Genomic DNA, 20,887 nt, shown 5'->3' on the forward strand with positions numbered 1-20,887 from the left:
AATATGGAAAAGAAAATCTCGGTTTTATATGTGGACGATGAAGAAAACAACTTGATATCCTTTAAAGCCACATTCCGTCTGAAGTATAAGGTGTATACTGCGCTGAGCGGCGCCGAAGCCATACAACTTGTAAAAGAAAAACCCGTTGATGTCATTATTACGGATCAACGAATGCCAAAAATGACCGGGGTAGAGTTCCTTGAAGAAATCATTAAGGTAAACCCTGAGCCGATGCGTATTCTGCTTACCGGTTACGCCGATTTGAATGCCGTTGTGGAAGCCGTGAACAAGGGCAAAATATTCCACTACCTCAGCAAGCCTTGGAGCGAAGCCGAATTGGAAGAAACCATTGACCGCGCTTACGAAGTCTATAATGAGCGGAAAACGATAAAAGAAACTTTTTCCAAACTGGAAACCACCAATGAACAGCTGGAGTTCTTGCTGCGCCAGAAATTGCTTTCCTGACCTTATTTGCTGGGAATCACCACAGTGAAAGTAGTCCCCTCGCCCTCCACGGAGTCAACGGATATCTCCCCTTGTAACTTGGATAGGGCACTTTTCACATTATATAGGCCAAAACCGGTTCCCTCCACCTGATCATTGCCCCTGAAAAAGAGCTTGAAAATGTCATCAATATCTTCTTTGGCTATCCCGATTCCTGTATCTTTGACCTGTATTCTCGCCACGCTACCCTCCACGACAGCTGACAGTTCAACCAGCTTATCTTCACTGTTTAGCTTTTGATATTTAAATGCGTTAGACAGCAGATTATGTAGAATTAGTTTTAAAGTGGTTTCGTCACTTTTGAATTCCTCCTCCTGCTTGCTACTCACCCTGAACGTAACTTGGTGGCTTTGGATATATATGCTGTAAAAATTCTCCAAATATGAAAACAACAGTCTAAAATCAATATCAGCAATAGACAATTCACCACGTTTCAGCAGGTAATAATCGTGCAGGTTATTGATATAGGTGTTTAATTTCAGCACGGAGCTTTCCATAAGCCCCAAGATTTCATGAATCCGCTCCACGGAATCGTACTCAAACGCCAACTTGATTGCCGATAATAAGCCCGTGAGTGGATCGCGGAGATCATGGCTGACACTATAGGCAAACTTATCCAGTTCATCGTATGCTTTTTGCAGTTCCTCGTTCCGGATGTCCAGCAAGGAATTGGCTATATAAAATTTGTTGGCCTGATCAATAGATGAAACAATCTCCTCTTCCACCCAAGGTTTCCGTACAAACCGGAAAATATGCCCTTTGTTTACCGCGCCCACAACGGTTTCCATGTCGGCATAAGCCGTCAACAGAATACGTACCGGTCTGGGGTAAGTATGCCTGATGCTATGAAAAAAATCGATTCCCAATTCGCCAGGCATACGCTGGTCACAGAAGATAACGCGGATATTGGGGTTCTCCTGCAATATGCTCCGAGCATCGTCCGTATTGCTGGCGGTATAAATCTGATAACGGTACCTAAACGTTGCCTTGAAACTGATTAGGTTGTTCGCCTCGTCATCTATGTAGAGTATTTCCGGAGACTTGAGCATAAAGCTAAAGGGGGTTAAAATGGTAATGAACCACTAAGAAACAAAAATAACATTAATTATTGTGGATAAAAATTTCTAATCCACTGCTTGCAGATTAAGCGGGATACTGAGCATAAATTCCGTGCCTTCCCCAACTTCCGATTCAATCTTTATTTCCCCTTGATGTTTCTTAATGGTGTTATAAACAATGGACAGGCCAAGGCCGGTTCCCTCCCCTACCTCTTTCGTTGTAAAAAAGGGTTCAAATATCCTATCCCGGATGTCGGCAGGCATCCCTATGCCGTTGTCCTTGATGGATATATATACATTGTCGGCATCCACGTCGGTCTTTATGCCTAGAACCCCACCCGGTTTGCCATTAAACTTCTTATGGATGGCATACAATGCATTGGTTATGATGTTCAAGAATACCTGGTTCAGCTTTCCGGGGTAACATGCTATCTCCGGCAATTGCCCGTATTGCCGGACGACACGCGTTTCCTCCCTTATCAAACTGTTTAGAATTACCAAAGTAGATTCCAGTCCTTCATTGATATCGGCATATTTCAACGAGTCGCCATCCGTGCGTGAAAAAATACGCAGACTGCGAACGATTTCGGCAGTGCGGTGCGCGCCCTCATGCATTCCTTTTAATAGGAAATCAATTTCGGTTTTCAGGTAATCCAAATCCTGGGCTTCCTTGTATGCGTTTATTTTCTGTATTTTCTCCTCAATTGTCAGTTCCGTCGAGAATGCGATATCCTCGATGGCAGCCAAAGCTTCCCACAACATACCAATATCTCGCCTCAACGGCGCCACGTTAGAAGTGACAAAATTAATCGGATTGTTAATCTCGTGAGCAACGCCCGCGGTCAACTGACCCAAAGACGCCATTTTTTCGGCCTCGACCAGCTGCCCTTGTGCTTCTTTTAAGTGAGTCAGCGTTTCCTGTAGCGATTGGTTAGATTTTCTGAGCGCTTTGGTACGTTCCGCTACTCGCTGTTCAAGCACGATGTTTTGTTCCCTTATCAGCCGTTCATTTTCCTTAAGGGCTAATAAAGTTTGCGTTTGGGATTCTTCCTTTTCTTTTTTGTACATGTTGATTTTATCGGCCAAAGCGAACGAAAGCAGCGTTGCTTCCAATGCAGACCCAATCAAGATCGCATTGTTAGTAAAGGTATTGAATGGCAAAACCCCCACGTCTTTCAATACATATAATATTACTCCACCAAGAAAAAACGACCAAGCTACGCCAAAAAACAATGCCGGCTTATAGCCTTTATGATAGATATAAAAGCTACAAAACAGCACCACTAAGGCCGCCACTGTTGTGTTATACTGCAGCACCTCCTGGCCCAATTTATAATACCCAAAGACATATACCAATACCGAGATGACATAGATAGTTACGTTTGCAAGTAAAAATAGATATAGTTTGGGGAGTGTACTTTTCAATCGGAGAAATTCGATCGTAAAAGCTGCCGAGAAAATTCCTGACATAACGGTAACAATATGATTGGCCCTTATTACGAACAATTCGTTATCAGGCCAAATGTAGTACGCAGCATACCCTTTCAAGCATGCCTGTGTAAAGCCTACTGCTACGATATACACCACATAGTACAAGTATATATTATCACGAAGTGATAGATATAGAAAGAAGTTGTACAAGGACATCGCCAACACGATTCCCGCATAAAGACTAAAATAGATCTTATTGAACCCAACATCTGAAATAATCAGGTCCTGCCTCTCTATGGAAACCGGAACTGACACTACATCTTTGCTTTTTACCTTCATGTAATATGTAGATGATGTGTGGGGCGGTTGGATCAGTTTGAATAACGGATACGGTGTGTTGAACACTCGATCCTGCTCGGGCGATGTACTTGAAAACGACTGTAAATTAATTTGGCCGTTTCGTTTATAGTATAGGTCTATGGTGTGAAGATTAGGATTCTCTACTTTTAGCAATAGATTACTATCCAAGCTATTATTTATCACTTCAATCTTAAACCAAAATGCTGAATTGGTTAACCCGTAACTCGGAAACTTCTCCGACGGACGGAATTCTTTATTGAAAGCAATTATTTGGTCAATCGTGAACTCATCGTTTTTGTCCTCAAACACCTGGAGCAAATACGATACCTGTCCATTCCTATCATTATACGCAAATGTGCCCATAAATTGCGTACAAACCCCCAGCAACACCAACCAAGTAAGACGTCCATAATGTATAAAAAAATTCACAGCATATGGCCTTTCCATAATTGGTTCAACATTATTTTCACTTGACCAACGTTCCCATAGATAGATCGTAATATACTCTTACCTCCCCTTTTGGTCCCTTTTCTATTCTAGTTTGAATGGGGTTTTTCATAAAATCAATGATAAAAGCCTGGTTATCCTGTGTAGCCCTAGAAATATCCTCGGTATCTTCCATAACCATAGCGGTAGCCACCAGATCCAATTTTGGGTAGTTGAAAAAACCATTGTTTCCCAATGATTTTTCTATCACGAATCCCATATTGTGCCCCATTCTAACGGTAGCTGGGGCACACAACGCAAATAATGTCTTTACTTTCATCATCCTTGCAAGTGCAACGGTAGCCCGTGATAAAAAGGTACTTCCTATCCCGAATCCCGCTACCTCTTTAGAGTTCCATAGTCCACACATTTCACCTGTGACATTGGAATCACGCATTTTCACTACTTCGTGTATCTTTTTATCAACTTTGCCCACAGCATCCTCAATGGGCAACATCAGTTCACCATCTGCTATTTGTAACCTCACTCCTCCCAAAGGCCTATGATCTTCTTTAGATTCTACTAAAATCACATAAGTGTTTTTGTGGTTTACCCATAAAGCCTTATTCGAAGTTATCATCGTTATACCAAATACTTCCAGAACTTTCCGGTGCCCCTCTATAAATCGCGCACAAGATTCGGGATCATCGATTGCACGGAAAGCTCTAAAAACCACTGAAATCATAACCAGCAACTCTCCTATTCCTTATTAATATAAACATCAGCTAAATCAATCCTGGCCGATCTAATATCCGGTCGGCCGCCTCCAACAAAGCATCTAAATAAAAAGAAAGGTACCTCTACTTGTTCATTATAACCAAATACAGCCACAAATTCACGATACATACTTTCGAATTGTTTGCTAACATTTAGCGGCATCCCTTCTCCATGAGCATATTTCAATCTTGCAAAATGCAAAACCGATGCTAACACAGGCTGTAATGAGAGACCGTGTTTGGTAGCGGTCAACCAAATGCGCTCAGCTGCACGACCTGCAGCGATGCCATCGACACCATCAAACTTTGGCATAGTGATCAAGCCAACGGCTGAGGATGAGGAAACTAATTTTGCCGTTGCACTTTCCAAGGCAGTTCCTAGGTTCCATTCTGCAATCAATTGTATAGCCCTGGGGTCTCTCGCCATACGGAATCCTATTGCATCTTTGACACTTAACTCGAGCGTACGTAAATCCAATCCATCTTTTATTTTCTCTGCTCCGGCCACATTCCATCGTATCTCCCTTTCAAAAAGTTCGTGATGACCTTGTGGAATAAAAATCCGAAGTTTTTCGGATTTTCCCGCGATTTCTGCAATTTTATCTTTCTTATATCCCTGCCCAAGCATGTATAACCGTGCCCCCTCGACATCTGATATAGCTTCATTGAATTCTCGCGCATGAATCGGAGACAATTCTCCCCCATGCCCTAGACGTCGATTGGTGAAGCGAATACTGAGATAATCAGCCAATTGATCTCTGGCCAATCCATTTTTTGGCAAAAAGCCAAAAACACCTACCAATAAAGGCTGCCCAACTACTGGAAACAACTTAGAAATCACCTCAAGCCCCAGATCACTAGCCTTTATATGAAGGTTCTCGATAGCAGTACCCAATGACATGTAAGATGCCATGTTTGCGTAGTCGCCAAACGACTCTGAGCGCTCTATATCGTGAAATAAGTAAAGCTGCTTGCCGTCAAAATACCACTTCCACGGCTGACTATTACCAGCAGATGGTGCAATTGCAGCAGCTTCGACAAGTGTCCTTATTGTTAATTTATCAGTGATCGCATTATCGGCCAAAACAGGAACTTGACCAGCCAAAGCCAACATTTCATCTCGCGTCAGCGATCGCTGAAGATATACAAATGGCTGAATAGGTTTCTTAGGATCAGCAATCAGTTCTTCAACGTCAATGAAATACCTTCCTGAATGATTTAAGTGACCCAAAAGCACTCTCCTACATATATCAGCAGTGATGCCTCCACCCATTGTAACAGCACTTGCCAGTTGTGGCCATGTTGAAATCGTTTGTCCTATTTCGATCGCTGATGCTTTCATTCGTGCTGATAAAGTCTCCAGCCCAGCAAAAGCGACCATATAAGGGAGCTTTTCCTCATTGGTTTTAAGACTCCCGAAATTAGAAACATCTAAATGCTCAACATAACCGTGCAAAATTGGCCGTTCGGGTTCCAAATCAAACCGTTCAATGTCTATCGTACCCCTATCGCTTGCTTCCATCAATACTGGAATTCGGTATTTTCTAGCTGCTATTCTACAGCTGATCTTAACATCTACACCGTCACATTCGTCAATCAACACGTCGAGCTTGCCCCCCTCCAGCAAAAACGCATCCAGATTATGTGCGGTAATCCCGTCATGAAAACAAGTAATCCTTAAAAATGGATCAATCTCGGCTATTTCCCTAGCTACAATGATTGTCTTTTTGAGTCCTATGTTATGCAGGCCGCTCCTGAGGCGATTCAGATTTGTTATTTCAAGCTCGTCAAAATCGGCAATACGCAACTCTCCAAAACCGCGTTCCATCGCCAATGTAAGCGACACCGACTGTCCGACTGACAATCCTATCACGCCTACTTTCTTCTCCGCAAGCAGTGCCGCTTCCTCATCAGTGATCTTATATTTATTCCGGTTCGTCCGCATCAAGACAAACTCTTGCTCGTCCAGAATATGCACCAACTTCTCATTCCAGGGGTAATACACCCATACTCCATAGTCATGTAAGGATACCCCATCAAGACGACTTTTAACCGCATGCTCGATCTCCTCATTTGTAAGTGAGCGGTTAGGCTGTGCTGATTTCACCAATTCTTTAAGCTGCGACGCCATGGTGTCAAAGACTTTTATGTAAGGCTTTTCTTCCAACAGCACTTTCAATGCCTGCCTATCCTTTCCATTAGTAAGACGAAAAAAGAACGGCAAAAAACCATTGTCGTCAAACTGACCACGACTGCGCTCCGCCAAAAACTCGGGGATTGAAACTTTAGAAGCCATTTATCATCTTTTATATAGGAACGTTTGATACTGAACTAACACGCTGCATTTCGAACATCGTTGCAACAACTTATCCCTGGCATAGGGCGACCTTTCTTTATATTTAGGTATCCTCAACAGAGGCTACTTACTTCAAACACTGAGACAACACGAATATGGTTCTACCCAACGAACATAATCATTTTACCATAATTTTTCGATTAACTCTATCATAAATTCTTTCGATATATTTGTTTCAATGCTGAAGCAGTGTTGGCCCAAAGTCAGACACCTAAATGTACTCCATGCAATCATACGAATCCCTACCTAAGCTCCTATAATTCGCCCACGCAGATAATGCAACGTAATGAAATGCTCGCGTATCCTTCCTATTTTACGTGGATCCAGTCCCACGACACATTGTGTCCAACGTTAGCATTTACAAGAAACGCTTAATAATAACATAACAGGGGCAAACCCGATCGTATTCACTACGTGAACCATGCATTTTTTTATCGCTACAATTATACAACATTTAAGTCTTAATTAAACAAAGGTATCGTATGCTTTCAGACACTTATCTCACCGAGAGAAATCATGAAAGACAATCGCTCTATTTTTGTTTTACTTTATTCTTTGGGTCGATTTTATATTTAAGGTAAACATAACGAAGCCAACGCAGACAAGCATGGCAACTATTCTGCTTATCATACTGCTTTACTCTATCAGTACTGGCAATTGCCTCGTTGTTTTACTGCTCACATAACCGACAGGAGCAGGCTAGTCATTACAGCATTTGGCATTGAAGCGAAATATGGTCTAGACCACATAGCCGTGCAAACAGCTGCAGGATGAAGATGACACGCTGACCAAACGTTGATAGCGATGAAGTCATCTGTGCGAGCATCTATACACCCAAAGGAGAGCAGAAAGATTGACAGACAAGCCAACCGTGGCCAAAATTCATTTTCGGATAAAAACAGTGCATCGGGAAGTTTTGGCTGCAATGAACACAGTTTTTAATCTGTAAGCCTGTGACGGATGGAGGAAAAGAAGAGAGCGCAGATGCCGGGCTGTATATCGCCTGATGGGCAATCTTCTTATATTCTCCTTATATTTAAGGTAGTGAGCTGGGCGAAGCTCTATAAGCACTGAACCACCGTTTTGATCTTGACATCAAATTGATCGGATAGTAAGACCCCTATGCCAGCATGACCGCTGTAAAAGTCTGAAAAAAATTGCGCGGGAATCATCAAAAGCAGCGGCATCGAACTTAGGTTAGACAGCTCGGGACCTTTTTGCCTGACCCCTACGTTTTCAACAATCTACAACCAGTAATAAAAAGAGGCATACCAGACTAAACTGGATTATGCCTCTTTTGCAACTTTGGTAGCGGGGAGCAGGATCGAACTGCCGACCTTAGGGTTATGAATCCTACGCTCTAACCAGCTGAGCTACCCCGCCATTCTTTGTATGACATGAAGGCTACGCTGCCCTCAAAAATTAGTTTGCAAATATAGTTTATTTTCCTTTTCTTTAGAAAAAAAGTTAAAAACTGTAAACAAGGCAAATTAAACGCAATATTTATAACGATTGGCATGGCAGAAAAAATCAAATTCCAGCTGGAATACGAAATCAAGTCCTCACCCAAAATCTTATTCTCATTCTTGCACGAACCCAATGCGTTAGCACAGTGGTTTGCTGACGATGTCACCTATAAAGATGGCATTTACGAGTTCAGCTGGGATGACGAACAGCATGCTGCCAAGCTGATCAGCCTTAAAGAAAACAAACTGGTGAGATACAAATGGCTGGATGATGAGCCCTATCATTTTGAAATGGAGATCGTGCAGGATGAACTTACAAATGATGTAGCGTTGGCCATTACCGATTTTGCCCGGGAAGAGAATATAGCAGATCGCAAACTGATTTGGAATAATCAAATAGAATATCTCCAAAGCGTCATTGGTGCCTAAAAATTACTACCTTTGTATAAAAAGGTAGGGGCGCCCATTGATGAAGAAAATCCATCTGCTTATCCTTAAATCGTTTATCAGGCCGTTCATCGTCACGTTTTTCATTGTGATGTTTGTTCTGCTGATGCTATTTCTTTTTAAATACATCGATGACCTGATCGGAAAAGGGTTTGAGTGGTACGTCATTCTGGAGTTGCTGGCTTATCAGTCGGCCGTGCAGATATCCATGGCTATGCCGCTTTCCATGCTGCTATCTTCGATCATGACATTCGGCAATCTTGGCGAAAGTTATGAATTGGTGGCTATAAAGGCTGCGGGGATATCGCTCCGTAAAGCCATGATGCCCCTGTTTATATTGGTAGGACTATTCAGCGGCGGGGCCTTTTTGTTCAGTGACTATATTCTACCTATTGTCAACCTCAAGATGGGGGCATTGCTTTACGATGTACGGGTCAAACAGACCGACTTCCTGGTAAAACCGGGCATCTTTAACAATACCATCCCTGGATACTCCATCCGGGCCAAGGGAAAAAGCCCAGATGGGAAAGTATTGTATGATCTCATGATATACGATCACAAATTGAGCAATACGGCCAGTAATGTACTCCTAGCCAAGGAGGGATATATTTATAATTCTCCGGATAACAACACGATGATCCTCAAACTGAAAGATGGGGTGCGTTACGAAGATAGCAGAGCGAGGAAAGCCAAGGCCTACAACCCAAGGCAACAGTTTACGCGGTTCTATTTTAAAGAAACCGAACAGAAGTTCGATATGTCGGCCTTTGCCTGGAAACGAACCGATGAAAACCTGTTCAAAAGCCACCATGCGATGCTCAACCTCAGGCAGCTCCGGCTTTACACCGACTCCAATGCCGTAAAAATGGATAGCTTGCGGAACACCGTGCAGCGGGAAATACAATCATATTATTTTTATTTCAACGACTATTATCAACCGAAAAACCCAATAACCGGAATCCCAGAGGTGAACTATACCACGCGGTTTACTGAAGTTATTCCAAAAGACAGCCGGAGTGCGGCTATCGGCAGCGCCTTAAGCCAGATGCGTTATATTAAGGATGTGCTTAACACCAAGGTTGGCGAAGATTCATTTTACCGTGATAAAGACATCCGGTACAAAATCGAATTCCAACGGAAATTCACATTGGCGGTTTCGTGCCTCCTGCTGTTCAGCATCGGGGCGCCGTTGGGCGCTATCATCCGGAAAGGGGGCCTTGGTTTGCCGGTGGTGGTGGCCATTATTTTCTTTTTGATATACCACATCATTTCCACGGTAAGCGAAAAGGCTGCCAAAGAAGGCAACATCGACACATTCTGGGGTATGTGGATGGCCATCTTCGTGTTATCGCCGTTAGCGCTGTTCCTAACCTACAAGGCAGCTACAGATTCTTCCTTGTTTGATATCGAACAATACCGGTTAAGGGCAGAAAGAATATTGGCCTGGGTAAAGGCACGCCTGGGCATCCGCAACAGGAAAACGGCAGAACCACCCAAATCTTTACACGACAATTATACTTTATCGCCATAAGTAGGTTACTTTTGTGCGGTTTCAAGGAGGCTTAATGGATATCAGGTTAAACACGGTTGAAGAAGCAATCGACGACATCAAATTAGGGAAGGTAGTCATCGTGGTTGACGATGAAGACCGCGAGAACGAAGGCGACTTCATCACGGCGGCCCGGAACGCAACACCGGAAATTATCAATTTCATGGCGACGCACGGCCGGGGGCTGGTATGTGTACCACTCACAGAAGAGCGGTGCAAAGAACTGCACCTAAACCTGATGGTAGGCAATAACACCGCTGTATATGAAACTAATTTCACCGTTTCTGTGGATTTGCAGGGCTATGGTTGCACTACGGGCATATCAGCATCCGACCGTTCAAAAACCATTAAGGCATTGATCAATCCGGCAATCAAGCCTGAGGAGTTCGGTCGGCCGGGACATATTTTTCCTTTAATAGCCAAAGATGGGGGGGTATTACGCCGTGCCGGCCATACCGAAGCCGCAGTGGATTTGGCCCGTCTGGCCGGGTTTGAACCCGCCGGTGTACTGGTTGAAATCCTCAAAGACGATGGCGAAATGGCCCGGTTACCTGATTTGATGCAAGTAGCTAAACACTTTGATTTGAAAATCATTTCGATCAAAGACCTGATAGAATACCGGTTAGCGAAAGATTCGCTCATCACCCGCGAAGTTTCGGTGAATATGCCTACCCAATGGGGCCAGTTTAACCTGATGGCCTACACACAGAAGAATACCGGAGAACAGCATATTGCGCTCTATAAAGGTGAGTGGGCACCTGATGAGCCAATATTGGTGCGAGTACACAGTTCGTGCGTCACTGGAGACATCTTTGGCTCATGCCGGTGCGATTGTGGTCCGCAACTCCACCGTGCAATGCAGATGATTGAAGAAGAAGGCAAGGGAGTAGTGGTGTACATGAACCAGGAAGGCCGAGGTATCGGCTTAATTAATAAATTACATGCATATAATCTTCAGGAAAACGGTTTGGATACGGTTGACGCCAATTTGGAGCTCGGCTTCAAGCCGGACCATCGCGACTATGGCGTAGGCGCGCAAATATTAAGGGATTTGGGAGTTACCAAAATGCGCCTGATGAGCAACAATCCAACGAAACGGGCCGGATTGATTGGTTACGGACTGGAAATTGTGGAGAATGTACCTATAGAAATCCCTGCTAATCCATTCAATGAACGTTACCTGCGCGCCAAACGGGATAGGATGGGACATACCATCATGAAGGATCAGCTTCCATAACCTGGCTATAAAGCCGTCTTACCAGCAAAATCAGGCACATAAGAAAACACCCTAGAATACCTCCGATGGTAATGGCTTTTATTTTTCCGATCTTATCATTTTCCAATGGAATAATGGGAGTATCCAGCACTTGGATTACCGGCTTTTCATTACGCAGCGTTATCCGGGCTAATTCCTGGTTCTTTACCAGTTCAGTCAATATTGCTGTATTTGCCTGTACATCTACTGTTCGCCGCTGTGATCCAACACGAAGGCGTTGGAAAGCCCTGTTCGGATTGGGGTTCGCATCTACCGCCGCAGCCACCCCTCCGATAGCTTCGTTAAGCTCCCGGCGTACAGAGTCCACCTGATGTGTAAGGATTGCAAGGTTCTCTGCGGCCTTTTTCGTTTTGGTTCGAATATAAAAATCCGATGCATTCTTAATCAGCGTCTCAACGAACGCCTTTGAAAACGCCTCATCGGGCGTTTCCATTTCAATGGTAATGATGTTAAGCTTCTTGTCCGGTTTGTTTACCACCAAATTTCTTTTCAAAATGGATTTGTAAAATTCGCCCATTAAGCTATCTTGCAGAAAGTTCCCTGTGGTATCGCTGAACTGAAAATCTTTGAGGCGCGCTTTTTTCGCCCATTTTTTCCGGAAACCATTATATTGGACATACCTGTTGACCAATAAATCTTGCTTGCCATCGATTGCCACAGTTGCCAGCAACGTTTGATCAATCATGGAACGCGACTTAAGGAATTCAATGATGTTATCCCCTTGGAAAAAACCGCCGGGACTGCCCATACCACCTAAATTAAATCCAAATTGGGCAGCAATGCTTGCCGCAGCGCCTAAGTTATTGCCGGAGCTGCTTTGTTCATCCATTACGAAATCCAGCTTAGCTGTATAATTGGTTTTCCTGACAACCGCATACAGCAATACGGCACCTGCCCCAACCGCGCCCGCTACCAATATAACCAACCATTTGCTAAAGAAGTACTTCCGCCATTCCCGTATTTTAAGAATCACTTCTTTTAAACTGATTTCATCACGTCTATCCGTAGGGATACCTTTGTTGTCAACCATTTGACGTATCGTCTATTTACCGAACCATTGTCAATATAATCGCAGCTAATGATGCGATACCTGTACTGATGCCGATCCACTGTTGCGGGCTTACCCGGGCACGTTCGGGCCGCTGTGGCACAAAAATTTCGGTGCCCGGCTTAATGGGAGGGTAATTGTTGAAAAACAAAAACCGATTGGTACTCTTCACGGAACCATTGGCGTACAACACATACGCGCTCTTCCGTAACGCTCGCGAGGAAAAGCCTCCTGCCTGCGAAATGTACTGTTTAAACCCCTTAGCAGGTGCGTAAATAGCGGTGGACGGGGCTAAAACTTCTCCTGAGATTTTTACGGTTTGAAGTTCTTTGGGTACCCGGATAACGTCGCCGTCTTGCAAAATCAAATCGCCTCGTTGTCCGGGATTTCTGATAATCCGGTCGAGGTTAATGCCCACCAAATCCGCACTGACATTCCGGCTTAAATTTGCCTGGTCAATGGCTGTCGCATTGTTTTGCAATTGCCTTAACGTAAGCAACCGGCGGTATTCATCCTGCGATTTAAATGCTTCGTCCGCTTCTTCCGCACTGGTCTTAGCAGCCTTATTGGTATCTATGGCTGCCCCCCGCCGCAGAGAAGCTCCCTCTACGTAGGCATAGGGGGTAAAACCACCCGCCCGTTTGATGATATCGGAAATCCGTTCGTCTTTCCGGGTGATCGTGTACAATCCCGGATACAGCACCTCCCCCTCTATCCTTACGGTCTTCTGGGTTTCATAACCGGTAGCTGTGCGGACTACTACTTTGTCAAACGGCATCAATACGAAATCTCCGTCATCGCTGCTTAGCCCTTTGTCTGCATCCACCTGAAAGACCTCAGCGATCCGTGCGGACTGCGACAATGCGTCCGCGTTTGTCATTCTCCTTGACACCTCAATCCGGTTGGCCGTAGCACTCTCTCGGAATCCCCCGGCTTGCATGACCAGGTCTTTCAGCGTCATGCCCTCAGCATAAGAAAACCGTCCCGGCGAACGTACCTCTCCATCAATATCCACCGTATAGGCCTCACGTAAACCAAATATAGAAGAAATGGTGACGATGTCTTCACGCTTCAGTTCGATGTCTGGTGTTATACCCGCCATGATTCCGGATACACTGAACGCGAGTTGCTCCGTCTGCATATCGTCTTTTAAACGGGTAATGTATCCCCGGTTCAAAAATGCATCCTCTTTCAGACCTTCGGCTTTTTTTATCAGCATAGACAACGTAAGTCCAGGGCTCAATTCATATTCACCCGGACGGAATACAGAGCCTTCAATCGTCACCCGGTTTTCAAACCTGCTCAATATCCGATCCACGGTGTAAACGTCCCCCATCTGCGGCTCGTAATGTGCAAATTGGCTATTCATTACGTCTTCTATACGTTGCTCCTTCTCCGTCCGTTTTACAACCTTAATCCGGGTCCGGTAAGCATCTTCGGTAAAACCGCCGGCATAGTGCAGCAACTGCTCGAAAGTTTCATCCGATTTCATCTCATAGATGGCCGGGCGCTTCACCTCTCCGTGTATTGCTACCCGCCGCTGATACGGCGGAACCATCAATACGTCCTGATCTTCCAACCGGATATTTCCGGCCAGGGCGCCATTCATCAGGATATCGTAAACATCCAGTTGTGCAATCGCCTTGCCGTTACGGATGAGGCTGATGGTTCTGAAAGACCCATTGTCGGTGGGGCCTCCGGAATAATACAACGCGTTAAACGCCGTTGCTACAGCAGGCAACGTATAGGTACCGGGTTTCACAACCTCTCCCATCAATACCACCTTGATACTCCGTATATTTCCCAGCGCAACGTTCACCTTCGTGCCGCCACTCCGTATAGCCGGATAAACCGTAGCCAATTGGGAACTGATACGGGCGGTCGCTTGTTCGATGGTCATCCCAGCCACCGATACGACGCCGACATATGGAATATTGATGGTACCATCCGGTGTAATGGTGAGTGCATAATCTGCTTCGGATTGCCCATAAATGTCAATCAATAACTGATCATCTGCTCCGATAACATAGTTTTTGGGTGTGGCGATACGCAGGTTAGGTTCGAATACCGGGGTTACACCGCTGAATAGGGCTCTGCCGAATACCTGCAGTGAATCTAGCTCTGCAGTATCAGGTGCTCCTCTGGGCATGCTAACCCGGGGTATGTTAAGGGTATCTGTCAACTCCCGCCTGCCTTGACGTATATCCGTCGGTCTCGACTCGTTCACCGGAGTACTAGATGAACCGTTCAGCTTTGCTATCCTGTCACGGAGTTTCTGGATTTCACCGGGCGGCATTCCTCTCTGTAAGGCCATATCGGCCAAATCAGCTTCTGTAAAACCAGCTGCCTCCGCTTGTTGCATATACGTCCGGATCTGTTCGTCGGACAAATCGTCAACACGGACGTTAGAAAGATCGTCCGGGTTAATAGTTTGGCCCAAAACTTGATAATTACCACAAAAGACAAGAGCGGATAACAATATCCCCATGCAGGGGAAGCTACCGAAAATCACATTAAAAAGGTTCTTCATCAAATTGTCTTTCTGATTGCAAGATGTGAGTTATCAAGTTATATTCCAAATTTCGGATTCTTACACAAAATAACTATTTTTTATTCTGTTCATATAAAAAAGACCAAAAAATCATCGCACAATGGCCGGTAAATCTCTAGAGGAACTAAATATCCATAAATCTATAACGAACAACGCAGCATAAATAGCGGATAACGATCGTGTTCCCTAATCAATTAAATTTCAAAATTATGATGAATGGCAAGGTACTCGTTTACTTTTTACTGATAACCATCGTCACTTGCAATGCATTTTCAGCTCATGGCCAATGGTTGCCGGTAGGAACAATGGCTATTGAAGATATGTATAGGCGGCAGCAATTGCTCGGCGAGGTTGATTCTAACATTTCTTTTGCCATTCGCCCACTGACCAATTGGGCGTTAAAAAAGGATGACCTATATCGTTTCGACAGTATCCGGACCGATGGTTCCGGCTTGCACCGATCTTCCCAAGGTGACGTAGTATTTCAATTGATGCCCATCACGGCAAGCCTCCTTTATAATAGTACGTTCCCTACTGGCCGTAATGACGGCCCGATCATTCCCGCCGTAGGCCCCCAAGGTTATTTCAGCGCGGGATTTTATGCGTCTTACAAATTTCTCAGCATACAGTTGATGCCCGAGTTCGTGTGGGCGGCCAACCAAGATTATCCGGGCTTCAACAGCGAAAACCGCACCCACTGGCAACAGTGGTACAGGCTCCGCGGCAACACCATAGACTTGCCAGAACGGTTTGGAACGGGAGGATATACCAAGACGGTACTGGGTCAAAGCAGCATTCGTCTTAACTTTCACCCCGTATCAATCGGCCTTTCCACCGAAAGCCTCTGGTGGGGGCCCGGCATACATAATTCATTGATGATGACAAATACCGCTCCGGGGTTCGCGCACCTGACGCTGAATACTACCCGGCCAATACGCACCGTCATCGGCGATTTTGAAGGGCAGCTTGTAGGAGGGCGGCTGGAAGCATCGGGCTACCTACCCACTTATAATGCCAATAGGCAGGAGTTCCACGATGCGTTCTACCAACCGATGCCTGATGACTGGCGGTACCTATCGGCCCTGGCTTTAACATACCAGCCTAAATGGGTACCCGGCTTGTCGGTAGGCATAACGCGCGCATTTACGATGTATCGAAGTGGCATGCGCTCCGGCCTGAAAGATTGGCTCGCTGTCTTCAATTCCGGTTCAGCCGCCAAGCGGGAATATTTGGATGAGCCGGGCAATACGCGGGCCAGGGATCAACTGGTGTCTATGTTTGCGCGCTGGGTTATCCCGGAAGCCCATGCCGAGGCTTATGTGGAATACGGCAGGAACGATCACTCCTGGAATTTACGCGATTTCTTCGTGCAGTTGGAACATTCACGGGCATATGTTATCGGTTTCCGGAAACTGGTGGGACTCCCAAGGGCAGGCGAGTGGCTCAATATCGGAATTGAGGTAACCCAGATGGAAGATGGCAAGCCCACTATTTACAGGCCTGCGGGCACATGGTACAGGCATTCAGGAGTAAGACACGGATACACCCATATGGGCCAGTTGTTGGGTGCGGGTATCAACTTAGGGGGAAACCTGCAAACCCTCCAGGTCAGTTGGTTCAAAGGACTTAAACAACTGGGTGTCAAGCTTGAACGGGAAACACATAACAACGACCTCCTTTATGCGATGAGGACGGGCGATTTGCGGCGGAACTGGGTCAATCTTTCTGGGATGGCGTTTGCCGAATGGGATTATGGAAACTTTGTCTTCAGCGGGCGGATGCAGCTCACCCGGGCCTTGAACTACCAATATGAATTGGAAGAAAACCCTGTTAATCCTGACAATTTCTGGGGTTTTAACGCACAAGACAAGCACAACTTCTTTATGAATGTCGGGGCGATGTACCGTTTTTAACTGATATGCGATGACAACAAAAAACACGATATACGCTACTGCTTTGCTCCTGTTGCTTGCCGTAGCAAAGCCTCACCCACTATCTTCGCAAACATTACCTTTAGGCATGCCGGCTTTGGAAGACAAGTACCGCCGCGACCAGCTACTGGGCCTGTTGGACTCCTCCATTTCCTTTTCGGTAAGACCGCTTTACGCCGATGCGCTTCAAAAATCGGATCCTCACGACGTTGACAGTGTCCGATCGTCCGAAACCGGTATCATCAATAACGAGGAATGGACCGTTCAAATCCTCCCGTTGCTGTGGCAGCATCAGGTAACCTCGGGATTCCCCTATGGGTGGAACGATGGTTCACTGATCCCTAACGTGGGTTACCAAACACAACTAAGTGCAGGATTATACGCCAGATATAAATTCTTGAGCATTCAGCTGCGTCCAGAATTTGTCTATGCGCAAAATAACTATTACCTCGGGTTTGATGGCAAGACAGAACCTTCCTGGCGCCTTTGGTATGAATTTTACAACAATATTGATATGCCGGAACATTTCGGTGACGGAGCTTACACCCGGCTGTTTCCGGGCCAGAGCAGTATACGCATTAATTATCGGTCTTTATCTGCGGGCATTTCAACCGAAAATATCTGGTGGGGGCCGGGCATCCGCAATTCGTTGCTGATGAGTAACACTGCGCCGGGATTCCTTCATGCCACTATCAATACAACCAGCCCTATCCGAAGCAACATCGGATCGTTCGAAGGACAGTTCATTATCGGAAAACTTGACCCTTCTGGCTTTGCTCCTACCAAACAGGGAATTCCCAGCCATTACGACCAGTACTATATACCCAAACCGGCGGCGTCGCGCTACATCTCCGGACTCACCGTCAGTTGGCAACCCAAGTGGTTGCCCGGCTTGTCACTCGGATTTGCCCAGAGCTTTGTCGTGAATCGAAGCGACCAGGGCCAGGGGATCGCCGACTACCTCTCCTTACCCTTTATCGGCTATAGCGGAACCAGTGAGCAATCCAGAAACAGAGATGCCTACCTGTCGTACTTTGGCCGATGGGTAATGCCAAAGGGCAATGCAGAAATTTATATGGAATATGGGCGCAATGAGCCTGCTTGGGATCTGCGGGACTTAGCCGTTCAACTGGAAAATTCACGGGCTTATACCGTCGGGTTTCGGAAACTTTTCCCGTTCAACCGCCTCAGGAATGAGCATATGCAAATCGGCATAGAAGCTACCCAAACGGAAAAAACGCGTACATTGGAGGTGCGGGGCGGCAATACTTGGTACATCCATCCTCAGGTAAGGCACGGCTATACCCACCGTGGTCAACTGCTTGGCGCAGGAATAGGTCCGGGCAGCAATGTACAGGCAATTTATGTAAGTTGGCTGAAAGGTGTCAAACAAATCGGCTTGCAGGTTGAGCGCCTCGTCCATCTTAACGACTTTTACTATGCCGCCAGCAGCGACATCCGGCGCAACTGGGTAGACTTAGGTATATCTGCATTAACCGAATGGGATTACCGCAAGTTTATATTTTCAGGGAGAATCCACTATGCCCGCTCCCATAATTATCAATATGAATTGATAGACCATCCCCGCGAGGTCAGGGAAGATTTCTGGAATTTCACGCCGGTGGACAAAAACCAATTCCAATTAACGGTCGGAATGATGTACCGGTTTTAGCTGCCATCCCGCCTTAATGGCGTTCAACAGGTTCCTGCGGCTCTGCCGGCCATAACGGATCAGATTACGTAGATTGGCTAAGGTGGTTACAGATAATGCTATCCATCGTTGCAGGCCCCGGAAATTTTTGCGAATGAAATAGATACGGTTGCGATTGAAATAATAGGTGAAAAAAGGGGATATAGCCCCTCCCGTAGAAGAGCTTTCCTTATGGAGAACCACCAGTTGGGGTAGATAATAGACCCGGTACCGCCGCTTCACTGCCCGATATACGAAATCGGTGTCATCGAAATAGACAAAGTAATTGGGATCCATCAGACCTATTTCTTCAAACAACCGGTTGTCTATCAACATAAAGCAGGTGGGGGCATAATCAAAGTAACCGGCAACATCGTAATCCGGGCCGTCGGGTTTTAGGCCACCCACGTGCGTGGTATACCCCCGGAACTTCAGCAACCGTCCGCCCGCCATCCATATTTTACGGCTGTCATAAAAGAGTATTTTCGGAACAACCATCCGATCACCGGATATCACGGCATGGGCATACATGTCCCGTAACAGGTGTTCCTGCTCAAATTCAATATCGTTGTTCAGCAGCAAGGTATGTGTGCACCCAGCGTTCAGCGAATGCTCGATCCCCTGATTATTGCCGTGGGCTACCCCTTTGTTTTCGTCGTTGGCGATATAGGTATATCCCGCCACCGGATATTGCACCTGCATCGCTTGAATAAGCGCCGCGGAATTCCTGCTCGGTTCATTATCGATAAGATAAAGGTGATAATCCTTGAATGATTGCGCGGACAAGCTCCTAAAAAAACCAGGAAGCACCGCTTCGCTCCGGTAAAGCACCGTTACCAAACCTATTTTCGGCGTTAAAGCTGCCTTCATTTGAACATGCCCCGTTGTGCCATCTCCGTTAAGCTGTCTTCATATCCGCTCTCCTGCACCCCCTGCTCGTTTACCCAAGCCACGAAACGGCGTATACCTTCATCAAACGATACCAAAGGCGTGTAGCCCAGTTCTTTGTTAATCCGGGAAATGTCTGCAAAATTATGCCGGATGTCTCCAAGCCGGTAATTTCCAGACACATTGAACTTCACTTGCTTGCCAAAGTACTTCATCAATGTCTTAGCTACCTCCAACACGGAAACCGGCTTTCCGGCACCCACGTTAAATACCTGGCCATTGGCTTCCCCGCGCGTAAGTGCCAGAACGGTTGCTTCGACCACGTCATCAATGAAAACAAAATCACGGCTTTCCTGGCCATCTTCGAAGATATTCAGCTCCTTCCCTTGGCAAATGAGCGTAGAAAAGATGGACAGTATGCCTGTATAGGGATTACGCAATGACTGCCCGGGTCCGTATACATTTTGATAGCGCAATACCACGGGCGCAACGTCGATTGCCGGACAAACCGTTGTAAGCAACTGCTCTTGATGAAGCTTTGTAAGGCCGTATACCGATGTCGGATGCAAAGCCGAAGACTCATCGGTTGCCAACGCCTGCAAAAAGGCTTCTCCGGGGTGCTGCACCTCGAAAATACCATTATCCAAATCTATTTTTCTGCGCGGCGGGGGATAGACAATCCGTCCGTCAGGGCAACGGTATTTACCTTCTCCATATACGGCCCGTGATGAAGCCAGCACAATTTTCTTTACGGAATGCCGTGATGCATTCGCAAGCACATCCAGCATCGTCGCCGTGCCACATACATTTACATCGGTGTAACGTGCTATCCGGTACATCGATTGGCCCGTACCTGTCTCGGCAGCGAGGTGCACCACTGCATCCTTGTTTTCCAGACACTTTTCCCAATCCTGCCGGCTGGTCACATCACCTTTCACGAACGCGACACTGGCGTTTACCCTGCGGTACAAATAAGAATCTTTCGCCGGTTGCTCCCCGTGCACCTGTGGCAGCAAGTTATCCAATACCGTCACCCGGTGTCCCAGCGCCAATAACCGGACGGCCAAATGGCTACCGATAAATCCAGCGCCGCCTGAGATCAATATTTCCATATCCTTTGCAAAATAACG

Annotated in this window: 14 protein-coding genes and 1 tRNA gene; 6 read left to right on the top strand and 9 right to left on the bottom strand. The window is 46.0% G+C overall.

Annotation, left to right across the window (positions count from 1 at the left end):
• Positions 1-3: 3 nt before the first annotated feature.
• Positions 4-465: a response regulator gene (locus BM030_RS10215; RefSeq protein ID WP_090973493.1), complete on the top strand. Its 462-nt coding sequence runs from the start codon at positions 4-6 to the stop codon at positions 463-465.
• Between the two features lie 2 nt (positions 466-467).
• Here the strand turns inward: BM030_RS10215 and BM030_RS10220 are convergent, their stop codons facing one another.
• The 5 genes from BM030_RS10220 to BM030_RS10240 all read right to left on the bottom strand — a co-directional run bounded on the left by BM030_RS10220 (position 468) and on the right by BM030_RS10240 (position 8,294).
• A complete protein-coding gene (locus tag BM030_RS10220) occupies positions 468-1,553 on the bottom strand; it encodes a hybrid sensor histidine kinase/response regulator (protein WP_090973494.1) in 1,086 nt (361 codons plus the stop codon).
• 75 nt (positions 1,554-1,628) lie between these two features.
• Positions 1,629-3,716 carry a sensor histidine kinase gene (locus tag BM030_RS10225; RefSeq protein ID WP_170845698.1) on the bottom strand — a complete coding sequence of 696 codons (2,088 nt, stop codon included), beginning with the start codon at positions 3,714-3,716 and terminating at the stop codon, positions 1,629-1,631.
• Positions 3,717-3,819: 103 nt separating this feature from the next.
• Positions 3,820-4,524: a hypothetical protein gene (locus tag BM030_RS10230; RefSeq protein WP_090973496.1), complete on the bottom strand. Its 705-nt coding sequence runs from the start codon at positions 4,522-4,524 to the stop codon at positions 3,820-3,822.
• 14 nt (positions 4,525-4,538) lie between these two features.
• A complete protein-coding gene (locus BM030_RS10235) occupies positions 4,539-6,851 on the bottom strand; it encodes an Rv1355c family protein (protein ID WP_090973497.1) in 2,313 nt (770 codons plus the stop codon).
• A gap of 1,366 nt (positions 6,852-8,217) precedes the next feature.
• Positions 8,218-8,294 (bottom strand) — tRNA-Met (locus tag BM030_RS10240).
• A gap of 134 nt (positions 8,295-8,428) precedes the next feature.
• On the opposite strand from BM030_RS10240, the gene BM030_RS10245 reads away from it, so the two are divergent.
• Genes BM030_RS10245 through BM030_RS10255 form a run of 3 tightly spaced genes read left to right on the top strand, consistent with a single transcriptional unit; the run spans position 8,429 to position 11,610 of the window.
• Positions 8,429-8,806 carry an START-like domain-containing protein gene (locus BM030_RS10245; protein WP_090973498.1) on the top strand — a complete coding sequence of 126 codons (378 nt, stop codon included), beginning with the start codon at positions 8,429-8,431 and terminating at the stop codon, positions 8,804-8,806.
• A 40-nt stretch (positions 8,807-8,846) separates the two neighbouring features.
• Positions 8,847-10,355 carry an LptF/LptG family permease gene (locus BM030_RS10250; RefSeq protein ID WP_090973499.1) on the top strand — a complete coding sequence of 503 codons (1,509 nt, stop codon included), beginning with the start codon at positions 8,847-8,849 and terminating at the stop codon, positions 10,353-10,355.
• A 34-nt stretch (positions 10,356-10,389) separates the two neighbouring features.
• Positions 10,390-11,610, top strand: a complete 1,221-nt coding sequence (locus BM030_RS10255; RefSeq protein WP_090973500.1) for a bifunctional 3,4-dihydroxy-2-butanone-4-phosphate synthase/GTP cyclohydrolase II — start codon at positions 10,390-10,392, stop codon at positions 11,608-11,610.
• Here BM030_RS10255 and BM030_RS10260 read toward each other — a convergent pair.
• Both BM030_RS10260 and BM030_RS10265 read right to left on the bottom strand, forming a co-directional pair.
• Positions 11,588-12,679, bottom strand: a complete 1,092-nt coding sequence (locus tag BM030_RS10260) for a lipopolysaccharide biosynthesis protein (protein WP_090973501.1) — start codon at positions 12,677-12,679, stop codon at positions 11,588-11,590. The two genes, BM030_RS10255 and BM030_RS10260, sit on opposite strands and share 23 nt — an antisense overlap.
• Positions 12,680-12,695: 16 nt before the next feature.
• Positions 12,696-15,227: an SLBB domain-containing protein gene (locus tag BM030_RS10265; RefSeq protein ID WP_244518836.1), complete on the bottom strand. Its 2,532-nt coding sequence runs from the start codon at positions 15,225-15,227 to the stop codon at positions 12,696-12,698.
• A 230-nt stretch (positions 15,228-15,457) separates the two neighbouring features.
• Here BM030_RS10265 and BM030_RS10270 point away from each other — a divergent pair, with 230 nt between their 5' ends.
• Positions 15,458-17,161 carry a capsule assembly Wzi family protein gene (locus BM030_RS10270; protein ID WP_244518837.1) on the top strand — a complete coding sequence of 568 codons (1,704 nt, stop codon included), beginning with the start codon at positions 15,458-15,460 and terminating at the stop codon, positions 17,159-17,161.
• 10 nt (positions 17,162-17,171) lie between these two features.
• Positions 17,172-18,851, top strand: a complete 1,680-nt coding sequence (locus BM030_RS10275) for a capsule assembly Wzi family protein (RefSeq protein WP_090973503.1) — start codon at positions 17,172-17,174, stop codon at positions 18,849-18,851.
• Here the strand turns inward: BM030_RS10275 and BM030_RS10280 are convergent.
• Positions 18,822-19,739 carry a glycosyltransferase family 2 protein gene (locus tag BM030_RS10280; protein ID WP_090973504.1) on the bottom strand — a complete coding sequence of 306 codons (918 nt, stop codon included), beginning with the start codon at positions 19,737-19,739 and terminating at the stop codon, positions 18,822-18,824. The two genes, BM030_RS10275 and BM030_RS10280, sit on opposite strands and share 30 nt — an antisense overlap.
• Positions 19,736-20,869 (bottom strand): NAD-dependent epimerase/dehydratase family protein, encoded by a 1,134-nt coding sequence (locus BM030_RS10285; protein ID WP_090973505.1) that lies wholly within the window; start codon positions 20,867-20,869, stop codon positions 19,736-19,738. Before BM030_RS10285 ends, BM030_RS10280 begins: the two co-directional genes overlap by 4 nt.
• Between the last annotated feature and the right edge of the window lie 18 nt (positions 20,870-20,887).

Source organism: Parapedobacter composti (assembly GCF_900112315.1).
GTDB lineage: Bacteria > Bacteroidota > Bacteroidia > Sphingobacteriales > Sphingobacteriaceae > Parapedobacter > Parapedobacter composti.

Coding starts and splice junctions, on each gene's coding strand:
- BM030_RS10215 (WP_090973493.1), top strand. CDS start 4: ATGGAAAAGAAAATCTCGGTTTTATATGTGGACGATGAAGAAAACAAC.
- BM030_RS10220 (WP_090973494.1), bottom strand. CDS start 1,553: ATGCTCAAGTCTCCGGAAATACTCTACATAGATGACGAGGCGAACAAC.
- BM030_RS10225 (WP_170845698.1), bottom strand. CDS start 3,716: ATGGGCACATTTGCGTATAATGATAGGAATGGACAGGTATCGTATTTG.
- BM030_RS10230 (WP_090973496.1), bottom strand. CDS start 4,524: ATGATTTCAGTGGTTTTTAGAGCTTTCCGTGCAATCGATGATCCCGAA.
- BM030_RS10235 (WP_090973497.1), bottom strand. CDS start 6,851: ATGGCTTCTAAAGTTTCAATCCCCGAGTTTTTGGCGGAGCGCAGTCGT.
- BM030_RS10245 (WP_090973498.1), top strand. CDS start 8,429: ATGGCAGAAAAAATCAAATTCCAGCTGGAATACGAAATCAAGTCCTCA.
- BM030_RS10250 (WP_090973499.1), top strand. CDS start 8,847: ATGAAGAAAATCCATCTGCTTATCCTTAAATCGTTTATCAGGCCGTTC.
- BM030_RS10255 (WP_090973500.1), top strand. CDS start 10,390: ATGGATATCAGGTTAAACACGGTTGAAGAAGCAATCGACGACATCAAA.
- BM030_RS10260 (WP_090973501.1), bottom strand. CDS start 12,679: ATGGTTGACAACAAAGGTATCCCTACGGATAGACGTGATGAAATCAGT.
- BM030_RS10265 (WP_244518836.1), bottom strand. CDS start 15,227: ATGAAGAACCTTTTTAATGTGATTTTCGGTAGCTTCCCCTGCATGGGG.
- BM030_RS10270 (WP_244518837.1), top strand. CDS start 15,458: ATGATGAATGGCAAGGTACTCGTTTACTTTTTACTGATAACCATCGTC.
- BM030_RS10275 (WP_090973503.1), top strand. CDS start 17,172: ATGACAACAAAAAACACGATATACGCTACTGCTTTGCTCCTGTTGCTT.
- BM030_RS10280 (WP_090973504.1), bottom strand. CDS start 19,739: ATGAAGGCAGCTTTAACGCCGAAAATAGGTTTGGTAACGGTGCTTTAC.
- BM030_RS10285 (WP_090973505.1), bottom strand. CDS start 20,869: ATGGAAATATTGATCTCAGGCGGCGCTGGATTTATCGGTAGCCATTTG.